The sequence below is a fragment of the Rothia sp. P5766 genome (assembly GCF_048513555.1).
Taxonomy (GTDB): domain Bacteria; phylum Actinomycetota; class Actinomycetes; order Actinomycetales; family Micrococcaceae; genus Rothia.
Map to the genome: position 1 here is coordinate 36,468 of NZ_JBLXXS010000017.1, position 16,062 is coordinate 52,529.

The 16,062-nt window shown below is 56.4% G+C and carries 15 protein-coding genes; 11 read left to right on the plus strand and 4 right to left on the minus strand.

From position 1 onward, the window contains the following. Positions 1-25 precede the first annotated feature (25 nt). The 3 genes from ACN08V_RS09285 to ACN08V_RS09295 all read left to right on the plus strand — a co-directional run bounded on the left by ACN08V_RS09285 (position 26) and on the right by ACN08V_RS09295 (position 2,406). The gene (locus tag ACN08V_RS09285) at positions 26-1,207 is read left to right on the plus strand and encodes a trans-sulfuration enzyme family protein (RefSeq protein WP_419105344.1); all 1,182 of its coding nucleotides are present in this window, start codon (positions 26-28) and stop codon (positions 1,205-1,207) included. 15 nt (positions 1,208-1,222) lie between these two features. Beyond that, positions 1,223-1,540, plus strand: coding sequence for a DUF2516 family protein (locus tag ACN08V_RS09290; RefSeq protein WP_419100425.1), 318 nt, complete (start codon positions 1,223-1,225; stop codon positions 1,538-1,540). A gap of 125 nt (positions 1,541-1,665) precedes the next feature. Next, positions 1,666-2,406, plus strand: coding sequence for a phosphoglyceromutase (locus tag ACN08V_RS09295; protein WP_419105345.1), 741 nt, complete (start codon positions 1,666-1,668; stop codon positions 2,404-2,406). A gap of 183 nt (positions 2,407-2,589) precedes the next feature. Here ACN08V_RS09295 and phoU read toward each other — a convergent pair whose 3' ends face one another. Further along, positions 2,590-3,246 carry a phosphate signaling complex protein PhoU gene (gene phoU / locus ACN08V_RS09300; RefSeq protein ID WP_419105346.1) on the minus strand — a complete coding sequence of 219 codons (657 nt, stop codon included), beginning with the start codon at positions 3,244-3,246 and terminating at the stop codon, positions 2,590-2,592. 187 nt (positions 3,247-3,433) lie between these two features. Between phoU and ACN08V_RS09305 the strand changes: the two genes are divergently transcribed. Both ACN08V_RS09305 and ACN08V_RS09310 read left to right on the plus strand, forming a co-directional pair. Beyond that, positions 3,434-4,621, plus strand: coding sequence for a sensor histidine kinase (locus ACN08V_RS09305; RefSeq protein ID WP_419105347.1), 1,188 nt, complete (start codon positions 3,434-3,436; stop codon positions 4,619-4,621). Between the two features lie 54 nt (positions 4,622-4,675). Beyond that, positions 4,676-5,356, plus strand: a complete 681-nt coding sequence (locus ACN08V_RS09310; protein ID WP_419100429.1) for a winged helix-turn-helix domain-containing protein — start codon at positions 4,676-4,678, stop codon at positions 5,354-5,356. 86 nt (positions 5,357-5,442) lie between these two features. Here the strand turns inward: ACN08V_RS09310 and ACN08V_RS09315 are convergent, their stop codons facing one another. After that, positions 5,443-5,973, minus strand: a complete 531-nt coding sequence (locus ACN08V_RS09315; protein WP_419105348.1) for a hypothetical protein — start codon at positions 5,971-5,973, stop codon at positions 5,443-5,445. Positions 5,974-6,251: 278 nt separating this feature from the next. Here ACN08V_RS09315 and ACN08V_RS09320 point away from each other — a divergent pair, with 278 nt between their 5' ends. Genes ACN08V_RS09320 through ispF form a run of 3 tightly spaced genes read left to right on the plus strand, consistent with a single transcriptional unit; the run spans position 6,252 to position 8,046 of the window. Further along, positions 6,252-6,737 carry a CarD family transcriptional regulator gene (locus ACN08V_RS09320; protein ID WP_419100431.1) on the plus strand — a complete coding sequence of 162 codons (486 nt, stop codon included), beginning with the start codon at positions 6,252-6,254 and terminating at the stop codon, positions 6,735-6,737. A gap of 23 nt (positions 6,738-6,760) precedes the next feature. Beyond that, positions 6,761-7,558: a 2-C-methyl-D-erythritol 4-phosphate cytidylyltransferase gene (gene ispD / locus ACN08V_RS09325; RefSeq protein WP_419105349.1), complete on the plus strand. Its 798-nt coding sequence runs from the start codon at positions 6,761-6,763 to the stop codon at positions 7,556-7,558. 5 nt (positions 7,559-7,563) lie between these two features. Then, positions 7,564-8,046, plus strand: a complete 483-nt coding sequence (gene ispF / locus ACN08V_RS09330) for a 2-C-methyl-D-erythritol 2,4-cyclodiphosphate synthase (protein WP_419105350.1) — start codon at positions 7,564-7,566, stop codon at positions 8,044-8,046. Between the two features lie 49 nt (positions 8,047-8,095). Here the strand turns inward: ispF and ACN08V_RS09335 are convergent, their stop codons facing one another. Continuing rightward, on the minus strand, positions 8,096-9,442 hold the full coding sequence (locus ACN08V_RS09335; protein WP_419100434.1) for an alpha/beta hydrolase: 1,347 nt from the start codon (positions 9,440-9,442) through the stop codon (positions 8,096-8,098). Next, positions 9,443-11,740, minus strand: coding sequence for a bifunctional lysylphosphatidylglycerol flippase/synthetase MprF (locus ACN08V_RS09340; protein ID WP_419105351.1), 2,298 nt, complete (start codon positions 11,738-11,740; stop codon positions 9,443-9,445). It abuts the gene before it with no gap. A gap of 408 nt (positions 11,741-12,148) precedes the next feature. Between ACN08V_RS09340 and ACN08V_RS09345 the strand changes: the two genes are divergently transcribed. The 3 genes from ACN08V_RS09345 (at position 12,149) to rlmB (ending at position 15,627) form a co-directional block, all read left to right on the plus strand. Further along, the gene (locus tag ACN08V_RS09345) at positions 12,149-13,033 is read left to right on the plus strand and encodes an alpha/beta hydrolase (RefSeq protein WP_419100436.1); all 885 of its coding nucleotides are present in this window, start codon (positions 12,149-12,151) and stop codon (positions 13,031-13,033) included. Between the two features lie 44 nt (positions 13,034-13,077). Then, positions 13,078-14,505 carry a cysteine--tRNA ligase gene (cysS, locus tag ACN08V_RS09350; RefSeq protein WP_419105352.1) on the plus strand — a complete coding sequence of 476 codons (1,428 nt, stop codon included), beginning with the start codon at positions 13,078-13,080 and terminating at the stop codon, positions 14,503-14,505. A 141-nt stretch (positions 14,506-14,646) separates the two neighbouring features. After that, positions 14,647-15,627, plus strand: a complete 981-nt coding sequence (rlmB, locus tag ACN08V_RS09355) for a 23S rRNA (guanosine(2251)-2'-O)-methyltransferase RlmB (protein ID WP_419105353.1) — start codon at positions 14,647-14,649, stop codon at positions 15,625-15,627. Positions 15,628-16,062: the final 435 nt, after the last annotated feature.

Consider the following 16,062-nt stretch of genomic DNA (forward strand, 5'->3'; position numbering starts at 1 on the left):
GAATCGGGCGCGTATGGTGGTGGGTATGACCGAACAGAATCTTTCTCCGCAGACCCGCCTAGTTGCTGGCGGCCGGCCGGCCCACCGTGACCTTGCCCCGGTAAACCCACCCATTTCTATGTCCTCTACCTTCCGGCAGATAGGCCCCACCGACCTCAACAGCTACGCCCGCTTTACTAACCCCAGCTGGGACGGTCTTGAGCAGGTTGTCTCTGACCTTGAAGGCGCAGAGCTCCCCGGCCTTCTTTTTGCCTCGGGTATGGCGGCTGTAGCTGCGGTGCAGGATCTGGTACCGGTTGGCTCTATTATCCTTCTGCCCAAGCACACCTACATGGCCTCGGTATCTATGGCTAAGCGCCTTGAGGCGCGCGGTATCGCCACAGTTGTGCGTCTTGATATTGAAAACACCGAGTCCGTCATCGCTGAACTGGAAAAAGCGGCAGCCACCGCAGGGGTCAGCCCCGAGAATGTGAACTATGCAGCCCCTAAGGTTCTGCTGTGGATGGAGAGCCCCACCAACCCCATGATGGAGGTCGCTGACCTGCCCGCTATCCTGGGTGCGGCTCGCAAACTGGGTATCGTTTCAGCCGTTGATAATACCTTCGCAACACCGCTTGGCCAGAACCCCCTGCTGCTGGGTGCCGACGTCGTAGTGCATTCCGCCACCAAAGCAATCGCCGGTCACTCCGACGTTCTGCTGGGTATCACCGTTACCTCCAACCCGGTCCTGCGCGAAGCCATGCACACCCACCGCACCACCAATGGCGCTATCGCCGGGCCATTCGAAGCATGGCTGGGCTTGCGCGGCGTTCGTACTATGGGCGTCCGGTTAGAGCGCTCAGCGGACTCCGCCCTGCAACTAGCGCAGCGCCTTAGCGAACACCCGTCCATCAAGGCAGTACGCTACCCCGGCCTACCCACCGACCCCGGCTACGAGCGGGCCTCAGCCCAGATGCAGACCTTCGGGTCTATCCTCTCCGTCACTCTTGATGCCACCGCCGAAGAAACCGACCGCCTTGTTGCCGCCCTGAAGCTGTGGACTCCCGCGACCAGTCTCGGTGGCGTAGAATCACTCATTGAACGCCGCCGCCGGCACGGTTCAGAACCCCACTCCATCCCGGAGTCCCTACTCCGTCTCTCCGTGGGCATCGAGAACGTCGATGACCTGTACCAGGACCTGGTGGCAGCCCTAGACAATCTCCGCTAAAGAACGAAGCACCCTATGACTCCTCTTGATCTCATTGCTTGGGCAAACTACCTCATCAACCTGCTGGCCTCGCTGGTCGTAGCAGGACTATCTGTCTACGCCTTGTTTGAGGCCGCACGCGCAACAGGGTACGCCTACCAGAGCGCCTTCAAACGCACCAAAGGCTTCTGGCTGGCCGTCACGGGCGCTGCCACGCTCTTTTCGGTCCTGACCCTGTGGCAGTCCTGGAACGGTAGGATTAGCTCAATCTTTATGCAGTTGGTTGCCGCTACCGCCGTGGGTGTCTTCTTAGCTGATGTTCGCCCCGCGGTGGCTGTGCGTCGCCGTCGCTAAGACTTGCGTTAGGGCCTGAAAAACCCACACATATTCACACGCATTCCCCTAAGATAGCGGTTTGTTCAGTGAATAGGTGTGGGTTTATCTTTTATTTAGAGGGATAAAGTGGGATAATGAGAGTTATGACTTACAAATTGGTACTGCTCCGTCACGGGCAATCAGAATGGAACGAAAAGAACCTCTTCACCGGTTGGGTAGATGTTGCCCTCACCGAGAAAGGCAGAGCTGAAGCGGCCCGCGGTGGTGAGCTTCTGAAGGAACGCGGCATCCTTCCCGATGTCGTTCACACTTCACTCCAGCGCCGCGCCATTAACACCGCTAACCTGGCACTGGACGCTGCTGACCGCCACTGGATCCCCGTCAAGCGTAACTGGCGCCTGAACGAGCGTCACTACGGCGCTCTTCAGGGCAAGGACAAGACTCAGACCCTAGAGACCTACGGCGAAGAGCAGTTCATGACCTGGCGTCGCTCCTACGACGTTCCGCCGCCGGCACTTGATGATAACGACGAGTTCTCACAGGCAAAGGATCCTCGCTACGCTGACATCGAGAACGCCCCCCGCACCGAGTGCCTCAAGGACGTTCTTGAGCGCATGCTCCCTTACTGGGAATCGGACATCAAGGAAGACCTTAAGGCTGGCAAGACCGTTCTGGTTGCAGCTCACGGTAACTCCCTGCGCGCACTGGTGAAGAACCTGGAGGGCATCTCCGATGCCGACATCGCTGGCCTGAACATCCCCACCGGTATCCCGCTTTACTACGAGCTGGACGAAAACTTCAAGCCCCTTGGCCCCGGTGAATACCTAGACCCCGAGGCCGCTCAGGACGCCATCAAGGCCGTTGCTAACCAGGGTAAGAAGTAAATCTTAGCCCGGTTTTAAAGCCTTAGTGCCCCGCCCTCCTGAATAGGTGGGCGGGGCGCTTTAGTTTCAGAGGAGTTGAGACTAAGCGAGAACCGGGGGACTGTGAGCGGCTGCCAGCCGGTCCGGGGCCTTTAGAGGCGCTGATGAAGCTCACGGCCCCTGCCAACTCAAAAGTGTCTGGTCTTAGATGCTGGGTACTGCGTTCCAGTCTCCGGTCACCAGGTAGGTGACCTTACGGGCAACGGAGACACCGTGATCCCCAAATCGTTCCAGGTAGCGTGAAGCCAAGGTGACATCCACTGTGACCTGGGCGTTCTGGCCCCAGTCGGGTGCTGCCATGCGGTTAAAGACCTCTACGTGGAGCTCGTTGACCCGCATCTTGTACTTGATGATGTCCTGGGTGTGGACCAGCTCACGGGTTTCTAGCAGGTTGATGACGCTGGCAATAATTTTCAGGTCCAGCTCAATCATCTCTGCGAACACAGGTGTGATGGATTCCGGTAGAACGTGCTCCGGGTAGCGCATGCGAGCAACCTGAGCGACGTGACGGGCGAGGTCGCCCATGCGTTCCAGGGAGGTACTCATACGCAATGCTCCCACAATCATGCGCAGGTCTGAGGCGACCGGGCTTTGCAGGGCCAGCAGGTCGATGGCTCGTTCATCCAGCTCATTTTGCATAAAGTCGATGCGGGCATCGTTAGTGATGACCTCCTCGGCTTCCTGGATTCCGGCCTTGAGGAAGGCATCGGAGGCCCTGCTAAGGGCTTCTTGGACCAGGGTGGCGATGTGGATGAGCTCTTCACCGACATGTTGAAGTTCGGCTTGGAAGACTTTGCGCACGTGCGCGTCCTTTCCATGTGGAGATATGTGAGGGCGTGAGAGGGCAGAGAGCGCTCTTTCGCTACCTATCTAGAGTGCCAAGGCCACATGAACACCAGCACATGCTTGGGTAAACGTTAGTTGAACCCCTGCCAACAGGTAGCGTGCGGGGTGAAAAGGTGGGGGTCTACGGCCTAAGCTGGTAGACGTGAACTCTACAATGATTGCTTTGATGGCGGCTCTTTTGGGGCTCATCATTGGCGTTGTCAGCATGTTTGCTCTTCAACGAAGTGAGCGCCAGCGCGCTCGCTGGGCCGATGTTGAAGAGCCCACCATCAGTGACGGCGCGGCAGAGGTTTTGGCGGTGATTGGTCGTGCCTATATGGTGGTCGATGCTGTCGATGGCGTTGTTCAGGCCTCTCCTGGGGCCTATGCCCTGGGGCTGGTACGCGGGCACACGGTGGAGTCCGATGAGCTGCTGGCTATGATTGATGCAGTTCGCAGCAAGGGCATCATTGTTGAAAAGGAAATTGTGCTGGCCCGTGGTTTCTACGACCAGAGCAGGCTTGTGATTGACCTGCGCGTAGCTCCGGTAGGTGATGAGTACATTCTGGTTCTGGCTGATGACCGGACTGAGATCGCTAGGGCTCAGACGATCCGGACGGACTTTGTGGCTAATGTGTCTCACGAACTTAAAACCCCGGTGGGTGCGGTAGGGCTCATGGCAGAGGCTATTGAGAGCTCTGCCGATGATCCCGAATCTGTGCGCTATTTCTCGGGCAAACTCAAGAAGGAGTCGCAGCGGCTGGGTGCTCTGGTGCAGGACGTTATCGAGCTCTCCCGTTTGCAGTCGGCTGACCTGGTGGTCAGTTCTACCCTGGTTGATGTGGGGCAGGTTGTGGCTGAAGCCCTTGACCGAAACAGGCTTACTGCTGAGGACAAAAATATTGAACTGCTGGTGGGTGGTACCGCCTCGCGTCCTGTTCATGGTGACCCGGAGCTTCTCTCGACGGCCGTGCACAATTTGATCGAGAACGCAATCCGCTACTCGCCAGATAGCACCAAGGTGGGCATTGGGGTTTCTGTGAAGGAGGACACTGTTAGAATTTCTGTGAAAGACCAGGGCCCGGGTATCCCCGAGGATGAACAGGACCGTATCTTTGAGCGGTTTTACCGTGTGGATCCGGCGCGTTCCCGTCAGACTGGCGGTACCGGGTTAGGTTTGAGCATCGTCAAGCATATCGTAGGCTTGCACGGTGGTGAGGTGACGCTGTGGTCCCATCCGGGGTCCGGCTCAACATTCACTATTGCTCTGCCTATCTTGGATGAAGAAACCGAAAATGACTTACTGGGCGAGAATGCGGGCACCCGTCCGGCCTCTCGTGCAGAGAACTAACCCTTTCCCCGCTGGGCCACACGGTTCAGCCCGATTCCCGAAAAGGACACACAGGTGACCCGTATTTTAGTGGTTGAGGATGAAGAGTCACTCAGCGAGCCCTTAGCCTTCTTGCTGGGGCGTGAAGGGTTTGAAGTTCAGGTTGTTGATAATGGCCTGGACGCCGTGGTTGAGTTTGAGCGTGCAGGCGCTGACCTGGTGCTCCTGGATATTATGTTGCCCGGTCAGTCCGGCAACGAGGTATGCAAACAGATCCGGGCTAGCAGCACTGTACCCATTATCATGCTAACGGCCAAGGACTCTGAGATTGATAAGGTCTTGGGGCTTGAGCTGGGCGCTGACGACTATGTCACCAAGCCTTACTCATCGCGGGAGCTGATTGCTCGGGTGAGGGCCGTCTTGCGCCGCCGGGGTGAAGCTGACGAGCCTGACTCTGGTGCTATCCAGGGCGGGCCGGTCCGTATGGACGTTGAGCGCCACGTTGTGACGGTGAACGGGGAAAGCGTCGCTATGCCCCTCAAGGAATTTGAACTTCTCGAAATGCTCCTGCGGAATGCTGGTCGCGTGATGACCCGCTCCCAGCTCATTGACCGTGTGTGGGGTGCAGACTATGTGGGTGATACCAAGACCTTGGATGTTCACGTTAAACGGTTGCGGTCAAAGATTGAGCCGGATCCCTCATCGCCGCGGTATGTGGTTACGGTTCGCGGTCTGGGCTATAAGTTTGAGCCCTAGGCCAAGGCGTGAGCGGTAAGTAAAAGCTGGGGCCCAGAACCTTCAAGGTTCTGGGTCCCAGCTTTTGGTGTAGGGTGACCTACCGTTTAGTGCTGGGAGGTTTCGGTCGCGCTAGCGCTTGCCGCGTTGGGTAGGTAGGAGGCGTATTCCTCAAGCGTTCCGTCAAGGACGGGAACCACGAACTCAGCCGGTTCGGATGTGACATCCGAAGAAACGGTGGTTTTGAGGCTTAGACCGGGGGCAGCCTCGGTTGACTTAAGCACAATCTCGTTGGCTTTATCCTCCAGGCGAACTTCCTTGCCAGCGGGAACCTCAATTGTCAGCGTCTCACCGGGGAAAGCCAGGGTAACGGTAGCATCTTTTTCGGACTGGTTGAGGATGGTACCCAAAACACGACCGGGAGCGCCTTCAGCCGATGAAATCACCATGATGTTGCGGAACTGGATGATCTCCTTGTTCGCCTCGGTGAGGTTAGTCATCTGACCGTCTGATGCTGAGTAGACGATGGTGGTGGGCTGCTTGTAGATGTAGCCACAGCCAGTGGTAGCCAAAAGGGCACCAGCGAGGGCGATTGTTACGCCAGCGCGCTTGATGCTCAGAGAAGCGGTGTTCTTCACAGCTCTTGCTCCTTGTTTAGATGTATGGGCCCCGGATTTATGCAGGAAAAAATGTGTGTGCTCCGCGCAAAGTAGGGGTGTGTTCTCTCTTCAGGTCACATTCTAGCTGGTTTATAGACGATACGTCTGTATCAACGGGCAAAAGCCGGTAAATGAAGCGCTGACCGCCTAGCGGGGCATTACGCTGTGCGGGGAGAGCCTCGCTCCATATCTGTAACCTTAGGGTCGCTGTCTAAATAGGCGTGCTAGAATGGGTAGGCTGAAAGGGGTTTATCCATATGGTTTTTGAGGTTGGCGAGACCGTCGTTTACCCTCACCACGGTGCAGCAACGATTGAAGAAATCAAAATGCGCACTGTCCGTGGCGAAGAGAAGATGTACCTAAAACTCAAGGTCGCTAATGGCGACCTTGTTATTGAGGTGCCCGCTGAGAACGTTGACATGGTAGGTGTACGCGACGTCGTTGACGAACGTGGCCTCCAGGAAGTCATTGATGTTCTGCAAGCAACTGACACCGAAGAAGCGTCCAACTGGTCCCGCCGCTACAAGGCGAATGTTGAGAAGCTGGCATCTGGCGATGTCCTTAAGGTCGCCGAAGTCGTCCGTGATCTGTGGCGCCGCGAAAATGACCGTGGCCTTTCCGCTGGTGAGAAGCGCATGCTGGCTAAGGCCCGCCAGATTCTCTCATCCGAGGTCGCACTGGCCAAGGACATTAACGAGGAAACCGCCGAAGGCGAGCTCGATAAGATTCTCGAAGGCGTCTAAACTTTCGGGTATGCTCACTAGCTGTGAGCACTATAGACCAAAAAAATGCAGCGGGTACCGTTCCAGAACAGGAGACGGTGCTCGCTGTTCTTATTGTGGCGGCAGGTTCAGGTTCCCGTTTGGGTGCTGGCATACCCAAGGCCGCTGTAGAAATTGCGGGTAAAACTCTTCTGGAATGGGCTATTCTCGGTGCGCTAGCGTCGGGTGTAACGGCGCGGCTTGTGGTGACGGTGCCTCCCGGGGATACCTTGCTGACGGCTATTTGCGCTCGCTACGGTGCCTTGGCGGTACCCGGTGGAGCTAGCCGGGCTGAGTCTGTAACAGCGGCTCTTACGGCTCTTGACGGTGCCAAGCCGCTACCCGGTGCTTCGAGCTCTCAGCCTACCGGTGTTCTGGTGCATGATGCTGCCCGTTGCTTTACACCTGCCTCTGTTTACCGGCGGATTGCTCAGTCCCTGGTCGCGGGGGAAAGAGCAGTTATCCCTGTGTTGCCGGTGGTTGATACTGTCAAGACGGTGGATGCCCGGGGCTATGTCACAGGTACCCCCGCACGGGCGGAGCTCAGAGCAGTCCAGACCCCCCAGGGCTTTGACCTCCCGACCTTGGTGCAGGCTCACCGCGACGTTGCCGGCCTACCAGCGGGGGTTGCCGAGACCATTACCGATGATGCCATGCTTGCGGAAACCCTGGGCCTGCCTGTGGCTACAGTTGACGGTGACCCGCAGGCTCTTAAAATTACGACCCCTCTGGATTACACCTTGGCCGGGGCTTTGCACACCCAGGGCGCACTTGAACTTGTTGAAGAGCTAGAGAAGAGATAGAGGCTATGATTCCCCGTATTGGCACCGGAACTGATGTACACGCTTTTGGTGATGAAGGCACAGAGCTGTGGGTAGCAGGGTTGCACTGGCCAGGGCAACGCGGCCTTTCGGGTCACTCTGACGGTGATGTGGTGGCCCATGCAGCGGCTGATGCTCTGTTTTCTGCCAGCGGGACCGGTGATTTAGGCTCCAATTTTGGGGTAGACCGGCCCGATATGGCAGGTGCTTCAGGGGTGAGAATTCTGTCGGAAGCCGCCGCTATTGTCCGTGCCGCGGGCTTCGAAATCAGCAATGTAGCTGTCCAGCTGATTGGCAACAAGCCCAAGTTTGCCCCCCGTAGGGATGAAGCTAACCGGGTGCTGAGTCAGGCTGCTGGTGCTCCTGTTACCGTCACCGCGACCACCACCGATGGGCTGGGCCTAACTGGGCGCGGTGAGGGTGTAGCAGCTACAGCTGTTGCCCTGGTCTATCCCGTAGAGAACCCGTAGAGCTAGAAGCGTCCCCCGCCCCCGGCAGAAGCCGGGACGGGGCACTGAGCTATGAGCTGGATATGCCAGCTCTTTTACCCAGCCAGGGCAGGGAGTCGGCAAGTGTAGCCTCCCAGACCTTCCACTCGTGTTTTCCCTCATAGGTATTCCACTGCACATCTAGGCCTGCGGCTTTTGCGGCATCGTAGACCGTGTGTAGGTCCTTACGGTAGTTGGCATTATCCTTGGTGCCTATAGAGAAGATTCCGGCTGGCCCGGGCTGGGTGAACCTACCCTTCTGTAGCATGGTCAGCGGGTCGTTGGCATCAAAAGCGGCCTGGTTGCCATCAAAGCCCTGCGCTATAGTTCTCTCAAGGCTGCCGATGGATGGGTGACCTTCCCCGGACATATCGATGAATGCCGAATAGATCTGGGGTGCCCTCAGTGCTGTCTGTAAGGCACAGGTGCCGCCGTTGGAAAGTCCCCCGATAGACCAGTGAGCATGATTGGTATCGACCTGAAGATTATTTTTAAGCCAGGTGGGAACAGTTTGCTGAAGGTAGCTTGCTACCTTGCCGTGGCTGGTATCGCTACATAAGGGGTTAGACCAGTCTCCACCATTTTGGTCTACCACCACTACCACCGGGGCGAGCCCCTGATGCTCGGATGCAAAGGTGTTGAGGATATCGTGAACCCCACCCATATTGAACCAGTCACCCGGTGAACCAGGTTGCCCAGCCATGAGAACTAAGACCGGGAGTAGAGGTCTCTGGCTTGTCATGTAGGCAGGGGGCAGATAGATATAGGCATCACGGGGAGTAAAGGTCGAATCTTGAGAGGGGATACTGGTTTTGACAAGGGCCCCTTCGGTCGGCATATCGGACGGTGCTTTCCAGGCCACTGCAAGCGACTGGTTCCCTGCGTCAAAAGGATGGCTCTGCGCTCCGGCCTGAGCCTCATCGAGAGAGCTGGTGGGTACTGTAACACCTAAAGCTGCGGCAAGGCTAGGGTAACCTCTATAGTAGGCGTTGAGGCCCAGCCCTGTTGCGGTAAGAGCGAACCCGAGAGCCACCAGGCCAGCAAGGAGCCGGACCCCTCTGGCAGGCACACTACGACTGCTCCAGTTGGTGCCTACTAGGACTATCACATAGAGCAGGATCAGTGATACATATCCAACCCATAACCAGGTAGGCAGGGTAATTCCCTCAGCCACTAAGTGCACTACATTGTTACCGATGAAGGCTGAAAGCCCAGTGATGGCTACCGCTGAGACTACCAGCAGAGCATGGCTACGAAGGGTTATGTTTCTGCCTACTTTCCAGAGCAGAATCAGGGCAACTACTGCCGCAAGAGCTAGTGAGACCGGGCCCCAATAGTCAGCTCGTAAATCCACTGACCTCGCAAAATCACCCAGCATTTATTTTTCCTTAGAACCTATAGCTTGAATAATTCCCACGACGTCTTTTGCCTTCATCTCGGGTAGATAGGCGTGAGTGACTGCCACACCGATTGAAGCTAGCTGCCCAGAATCAGGGGTGACCAGGTACATGGCCTCAAAGTTAGGCTGGAATTTTGCCTTAAAAGTCAGCAGCGAGCGGAAGCCGTAGAGAGGTTCCATACGGTTACCTAAGTAATCTAAGAGTCGATCTAGCCCAGTCCTTTCCACTGTGGAGTCTGAATGCGCTAAGGGCGCTCCTGAAAGAGAAAGGAGCTCAAGCCCTTCAGCTTTTGCGTCCTGGGCCGCCGAAGCGATGAGGAACTCCATGGACGCGGGGAATACTCCCTCACCGTTGCGGCGGCGCATAAAGTCCAGGGTCAGCCCGATCACCCTGCCCTCTCTATGAACTGGCATCCAGGAGGTCACTCCGTGTATAAAACCAGTTTGATCAGTGGCTATCAGAATTCTTGTTTCTGGGTCTTTGAGTTCCTCCAGTCCACCGAGGGTAAAGCCCATCTCAGGCAAACTCTTATCAGACACCCACCCTTCAGAGATCTCAACGATCTGGGCCCATTCCGCTAGAAGCAGGTCATCTATGCTCGTCCAACGTGCGGTAATGCCCTGCTTGCCCGCCTGGTTGAGGGCTGTCCGAATGGACTGAAATTTTTTACCTGAGAAGGTTAGGCATGAAAGATCAATCACTGCTTCTTCAGCAACCTGCCAGGAGCTCCACCCGAGCTTCTGCGCAGCCTGCTGGGTTGGTGAGTGCACAGAATAGAGTGCGGGAGTTAGCCCGGAACGGGTGCAGAAGACTGCAAATTCTTTGACAGCAGCTTCCACACGCTCAGGGGCGGCCGCAGGGTCACCAACGGTCAAGGCAACACCGTTATGGGCCAGGTAGGCAAAGCCCTCTTTTCCCGATTCGGAGATCCAGTAGTGCCGGTTATCCCAGGTGCTAATCCACCCCAATGTCCCAGCACCATGTTCTTTGACTAGCTCAATAAAGTGCTCGCGATTCTTGCCTACTTTGCCAAAGGGAAGGGAGAGAATGCGGTAGGTGTAGATAATCGCAGCGGCCCAAAAGAGGGCTGGGAGGATCCAGTGCAAGGCGGTTGTCAGCCAGAAGGTGCCGGTGTAGGTCGGGGGGAAGACATACCAGGCCGCAGAGGGCAAAAGTTTGACTAGGTAGTCCAGGGCGAAAGGAAGTAGCTGTGGGTGAGGGGCAAAGGCCTGCGGCATTATCCAGGCGAGGAGAACCATGATTGTTGCCCCAGTGAGGCCGACCAATCCTATGGTTTTTGCAGCGCTGAGGGCGGCTCTTGTGTTCGAGGGTAGTGGAAAGTACCGCCAGGTTACAGCGATCAGGCACATGATCAGCAGGGGGATAAGGACGGGGATGATTAACCGGCCCCCTGCTTCTTCTAGTTCTGCCAAAGAACCGTAAGCCGAGCGATGCTGGCCTAGGATGCCTGAAAATATGATTAGCCGTAGCGCTGTGAAGAGGAAGATTGTTCCTTGAAGGAGCAGGGTCGCGTAGGCAGCTATTCGACGCCCGCGGGCTAGCCCCATGGCCAGGACTAGTTGCAGGATGATGGGTAGCGTTGAGAGCAGGCTGGGGAGGAAACCCCGTGTTTGAGCTAGGTAAACTTCGTGGCTACAGAGCTGGCTAGCGGTTTTTTGGGAGCAGAGGGCATCGAGGGTTTCGTTAGTGAGCACACTGCTTGCAATATCGAATTTGGCCGATGCGAGAGGGCCAACAGGGTTAGGGGCATGGGCGGCAAAGAAAATACCCAGGGATATTGCGGTAATTGCCAGGGCAACTAGTGTTCGCTTTTCGTGACGGCTACCTACGATTGAATCTTGGCCCTTGGGAGATGTGCTCAGCAGTGATCCGCTGGCCCAGCCTGTGATAGCGGCCAGGAAGAGGCCAATATCTTGAAGGGAACCTCCGAACCCCAGGAGAACCAAGGTGGTCAGGCAGGCTGAAAGGCGGATTCTGCGCCTCCATATTGTAGAGAGGGAACGTGATGATGCTAGGAGCGTGCCGGTCATCATGAGCGGGATGCCATAAACAGCGTGATCGGTTAGGGCTTGGGCCCAGCCGGGAATGAGGTAGCTAGCTGCTGAGAAAATGATGGCCAGGGATGCTACCGGTAGCAGATAGCTAGCGGCTGCTGCTAGGGCGAAAGGCCAGGTACCTAATTTGCGTTCAGCTAGGGGACCGATGCTGGCCAATAAGAATAAGGAAAGCACAGTTGAGCCGGGTCTAGGGCTCACAAAGGTACCGGTGAGGACCCCCCAAAGGTTCTCTAAGTTACCCGGTTGAAGGGTTAGCGGTAAGGTTTTAGCGGCCCCAAAGACTATCTGGATGATAAGTGAAATGAGGGTGAGGCCCAATAAGACGGTGCTGAGTGGCGCGATATGCGTGTAGTCTGCTAGGTATTCTTTGGCCCAGCGTAACCGTCTCCTGGTGGCTTGTAGGGGAGGATTTTTGGGACTGTAGGGGGTAGTTCTATTCACTAACAGCAACCTTTAAACTTTTTGAGTATCTGGCATTAGAGTATAGGCAGATTATTGTGGGATTCTGCTGAGAGAGGCCACCTCTTGCGGGCGGAATTTAGCCTGAATCCTCTTGAGAGGGCTAGAATAGTTGGCTGTTGCCATAGCGCTTTGAGGAGAACTTTTGTGACAGCTGCTGACCCCCTTGCACCCTACCCGCATGTTCTGAGCCGGCGGGGCGGGAGAGTGATTGCCTGGCATGAGTATGGGGTTTTAGAGAACCCACAGCAGACTGTGCTTTACTGCCACGGCACTCCTGGATCTGGCTACGAGGCTCTTTTTTTGGATGAGGCTGCCCGCCAGCTGGGCATCAGGATTATTGCTCTTGATCGACCCGGACTGGGTGCCTCAGATCCCGTTGACTACCGGACGGTGCGCGGTTGGGTAGAGGATGATCTCCTTGCTGTAGTCGAGCACCTGGGCTTGGAGAGGCTGAGCGTGATTGGTTTCTCAGGTGGGGGTCCTCATGCAATGGGTATAGCTGCCCGGTTACCGGAGTTAGTGGACCGGCTGGTTCTGCTTGCCCCTTTTACTCATCATGCTGCATGGTCAACTCGGCTTGGTTTGGCTTTTACACCTTTGCGGGTGCATCTGTCTCACCTGACCATGAGCTGGTTTCCTAAGGTTTTGATTGATTCTTTAGCTCGCGGAGCTGGCCTTCTCCTAGCTGGTAGGTCAGCCTCTCTTGAGGCTTTCGTGCGCTCAGTGCAGGGGCGTAGCGGTGCCTACCGCATGGCGGTTGCTCATGATTATGCTCTCCAGTTTGCTATTCGGGGTGGTGTACAAGATGAGTACGCTATCCAGGGGGACTGGGGTTTTTCGGAGGCTTCGGTGAGGGTAAGGACTGATATTTGGGTAGCGGGAAGGGATAAGGCGGTCAAGCCTGCCCGCGTCCGGAACTTGGGTCTGCGAATGGGCGCCACCTTGCATGAGTTGCCCCAGGATGGGCATTTTTCCTTGCTGATAAACCATGGTTGGGAGATTTTAGGCAGCTTGGTTAAGGATGGCTAGAGCTGTTCAGAACCGGCGCTTGTGCAGGCGGTAAACTTGTAGCTGTGACTTTACGTTTTTATGATTCAGCAACTGCAAGTGTTCGTGACTTTGTCCCGGTTTACCCCGGTGAGGCCCGTATCTATTACTGCGGTGCTACCGTGCAGGGGGCACCGCATATTGGGCATGTGCGCTCGGGGCTGGTCTTTGACCAGCTTGCGCGCTGGCTGACCTACCGTGGTTTTAAAGTCACGACGGTCCGTAATGTCACCGACATTGACGATAAGATTCTGGTCAATTCAGCGGCTTCCTTTGACTCTGATTATTCTGGGGACTATCCGCGTGAGCAGTGGTGGGCCCTGGCCTACCGGTTTGAGGGCATTTTTGGGGTGGCTTATGAGGCCCTGAATATTGCTCGGCCCACCTATGAGCCGCGAGCAACCGGACATATTCCCGAGATGTTCGCTCTGATTCAGAGGCTGATTGACCGGGGACATGCCTACCCGGCTTTGGACGGTTCGGGTGATGTCTACTTTGATGTGCGCTCCTGGGCGCAGTACGGTTCTTTGACCCGTCAGCGTGTGGAGGACATGCAGGATGCCCCCGATGCAGACCCGCGCGGTAAGCGGGACCCCCGTGACTTCGCCCTCTGGAAGGGGCATAAGGAGGGCGACCCCGAGACTGCCCGCTGGGAGTCTGCCTGGGGTGCAGGCCGCCCGGGTTGGCACTTGGAGTGCTCGGCTATGGCGGGTAAGTACCTGGGTGAGACCTTCGACATTCATGGGGGCGGGCTTGACCTGCGCTTCCCCCACCACGAGAACGAGATGGCTCAGTCGCAGGCCGCCGGATTTGGGTTCGCCAATTTCTGGATGCACAACGGCCTGGTGAACTACGAGGGCGAGAAGATGTCCAAGTCTATTGGTAACATCATCACCCCCGAGCAGATGCTGGAGATGGCTCGCCCCCTGGTGGTCCGCTACTACCTGGGCCAAGCACACTACCGTTCGGTGCTGGACTACCGCCCTACCTCCTTGGAGGAGGCACGGGTTGCTGTTGAGCGTCTTGAAGCCTTCCTTGCTCAGACCCTTGCTTTCCACCGGGCCGATGCTCGGGTTCCTCAGGCCTTTGCTGAGGCTATGGACGATGACCTCAATATTCCTCGCGCTCTTGCTGTGCTCCATGAGCTGACTCGAGCGGGGAACGCGGCTTTGGCAGCAGGGGAGTCAGCTCAGCAAGAAGCAGAGCAAGTTTATGCCATGGCCCGAGTACTGGGCTTGGTGGAGCTGATGTCATTTGCTGGTACACCGGCTTCGGACGGCGGTGCTGCTGAACATGCGGCTCTTGATTCTCTGATTCAGACCATGCTGACCCAGCGTGCTGAGGCCCGTGAGGCTAAAGACTGGGCACGTGCTGATCAGATTCGCGATGCCCTGGCAGCGGCCGGGGTTACTGTCAAGGACGGCCTATCTGGCTCTACCTGGTCCCTGAGCTAGAGCGGATCGTCCACAGATGTAGCTGTTAGCAGGCGCCCTGCCGGTTTCTGGTGGGACGCGTGCGCTAGCTCTCGCACCAAAAAGCTGGGTGGGTCGGTAAGCTAGAGAACAACGGCAAGATACCTATCAAAGGAAACCTATATGGCGAAGGCAGGCTCACGCCCCGGCGCAACAGCTAAAAAGAAAGGCCCCACCAAGGGCACCGGCGGTCACGGGCGCAAGGCACTTGAAGGCCGCGGCAACACTCCCAAGGCTGAGGACCGCGTCTACCACAAGGCCCACAAGATGAAGCGGGCCGCTGAAAACCGCAAGGCGACTAACACTCTTCGCTCACGCGCACCCCGTCTGGGCGGGAAGCGCGCTTCAGACGAACTGGTGACCGGTCGTAACTCGGTCTTGGAATCATTGCAGACCAAGATCCCTTCTAAGACTCTCTTTGTGATGTCTCGTATCGAGGTCGATGACCGTGTCCGCGAGATTTTGACTGAGGCTAATAAACAGAACCTGCCGATTCTTGAAATTGGCCGTCTTGAACTGGACCGTCTGACGGACCACGCGGTTCACCAGGGTGTTGCGCTTCAGATTCCGCCCTACAAGTACCCCGACGCGGGGAGCCTGGTTCTGGATACTATGGAGCGCTGGCATGATCAGCAGCTGGAGGTCCCGCCACTCTTTGTTGCGCTTGATGGCATTACCGACCCCCGTAACCTGGGCGCTATTATCCGTTCGGTCTCTGCTTTCTCGGGTAACGGTGTAATCATTCCGGAGCGTCGATCTGCTGCTATGACCGCTTCTGCCTGGAAGACCTCTTCTGGCGCCGCAGCTCGTATCCCCGTTGCTAAGGCAACCAACCTGACTCGGGTAATTCAGCAGGCGAAGGAGGCTGGCATGTTTGTTGTTGGTCTGGACGGTGGGGGAGATATTGATCTGCCGGACCTTGAGCTGGCCTCTGAACCGCTCATGATTGTTGTGGGCTCTGAGGGTAAGGGCCTGTCCCGTCTGGTGACCGAGAACTGCGATCAGATTGTTTCTATCCCGATTAGTTCGGCTATGGAATCTTTGAATGCTTCAATGGCAGTGGGTATTGCCCTGTATGAGGTATCCCGCCGCCGTTCTAGCTAGTGGTTATTTCTAAAGGTAAGCTCTTCCTCCGCAACCTGCGGAGGGGAGCTTTTCTTTAAAGTCCTTGGCTAAAGTGTGAGGTGCCGGTGTTTGCATCTATTGCTGAATGAGCTCACCAGAAGCTCAATAATGTGATGTAAGTTTAGGTGCCAGCTCACAAAGAATGCTGCGTATATGTCTTGGCGAATGCGTTTAAAAAAAGTTTAGAACTTTTTTGAAGTTCCGAAATCCGCGGTTTACCAGGGAATTTGTCGGACAGCTTGCGGGCCGTGAGCGCTTTTAAGGGCAAAAACGCTCCCTAAGGACTTGCGCGGTGTGAAAAACCTGCGTAAAGTATTACCAGTCGCCGCGGCGAGGGAAACCCCGCCAAGCCAACAAAACGCCTAATCACACAGCGAAAACCCCATCAGCGGGAAGCTGCCAGAATCGGGAAAC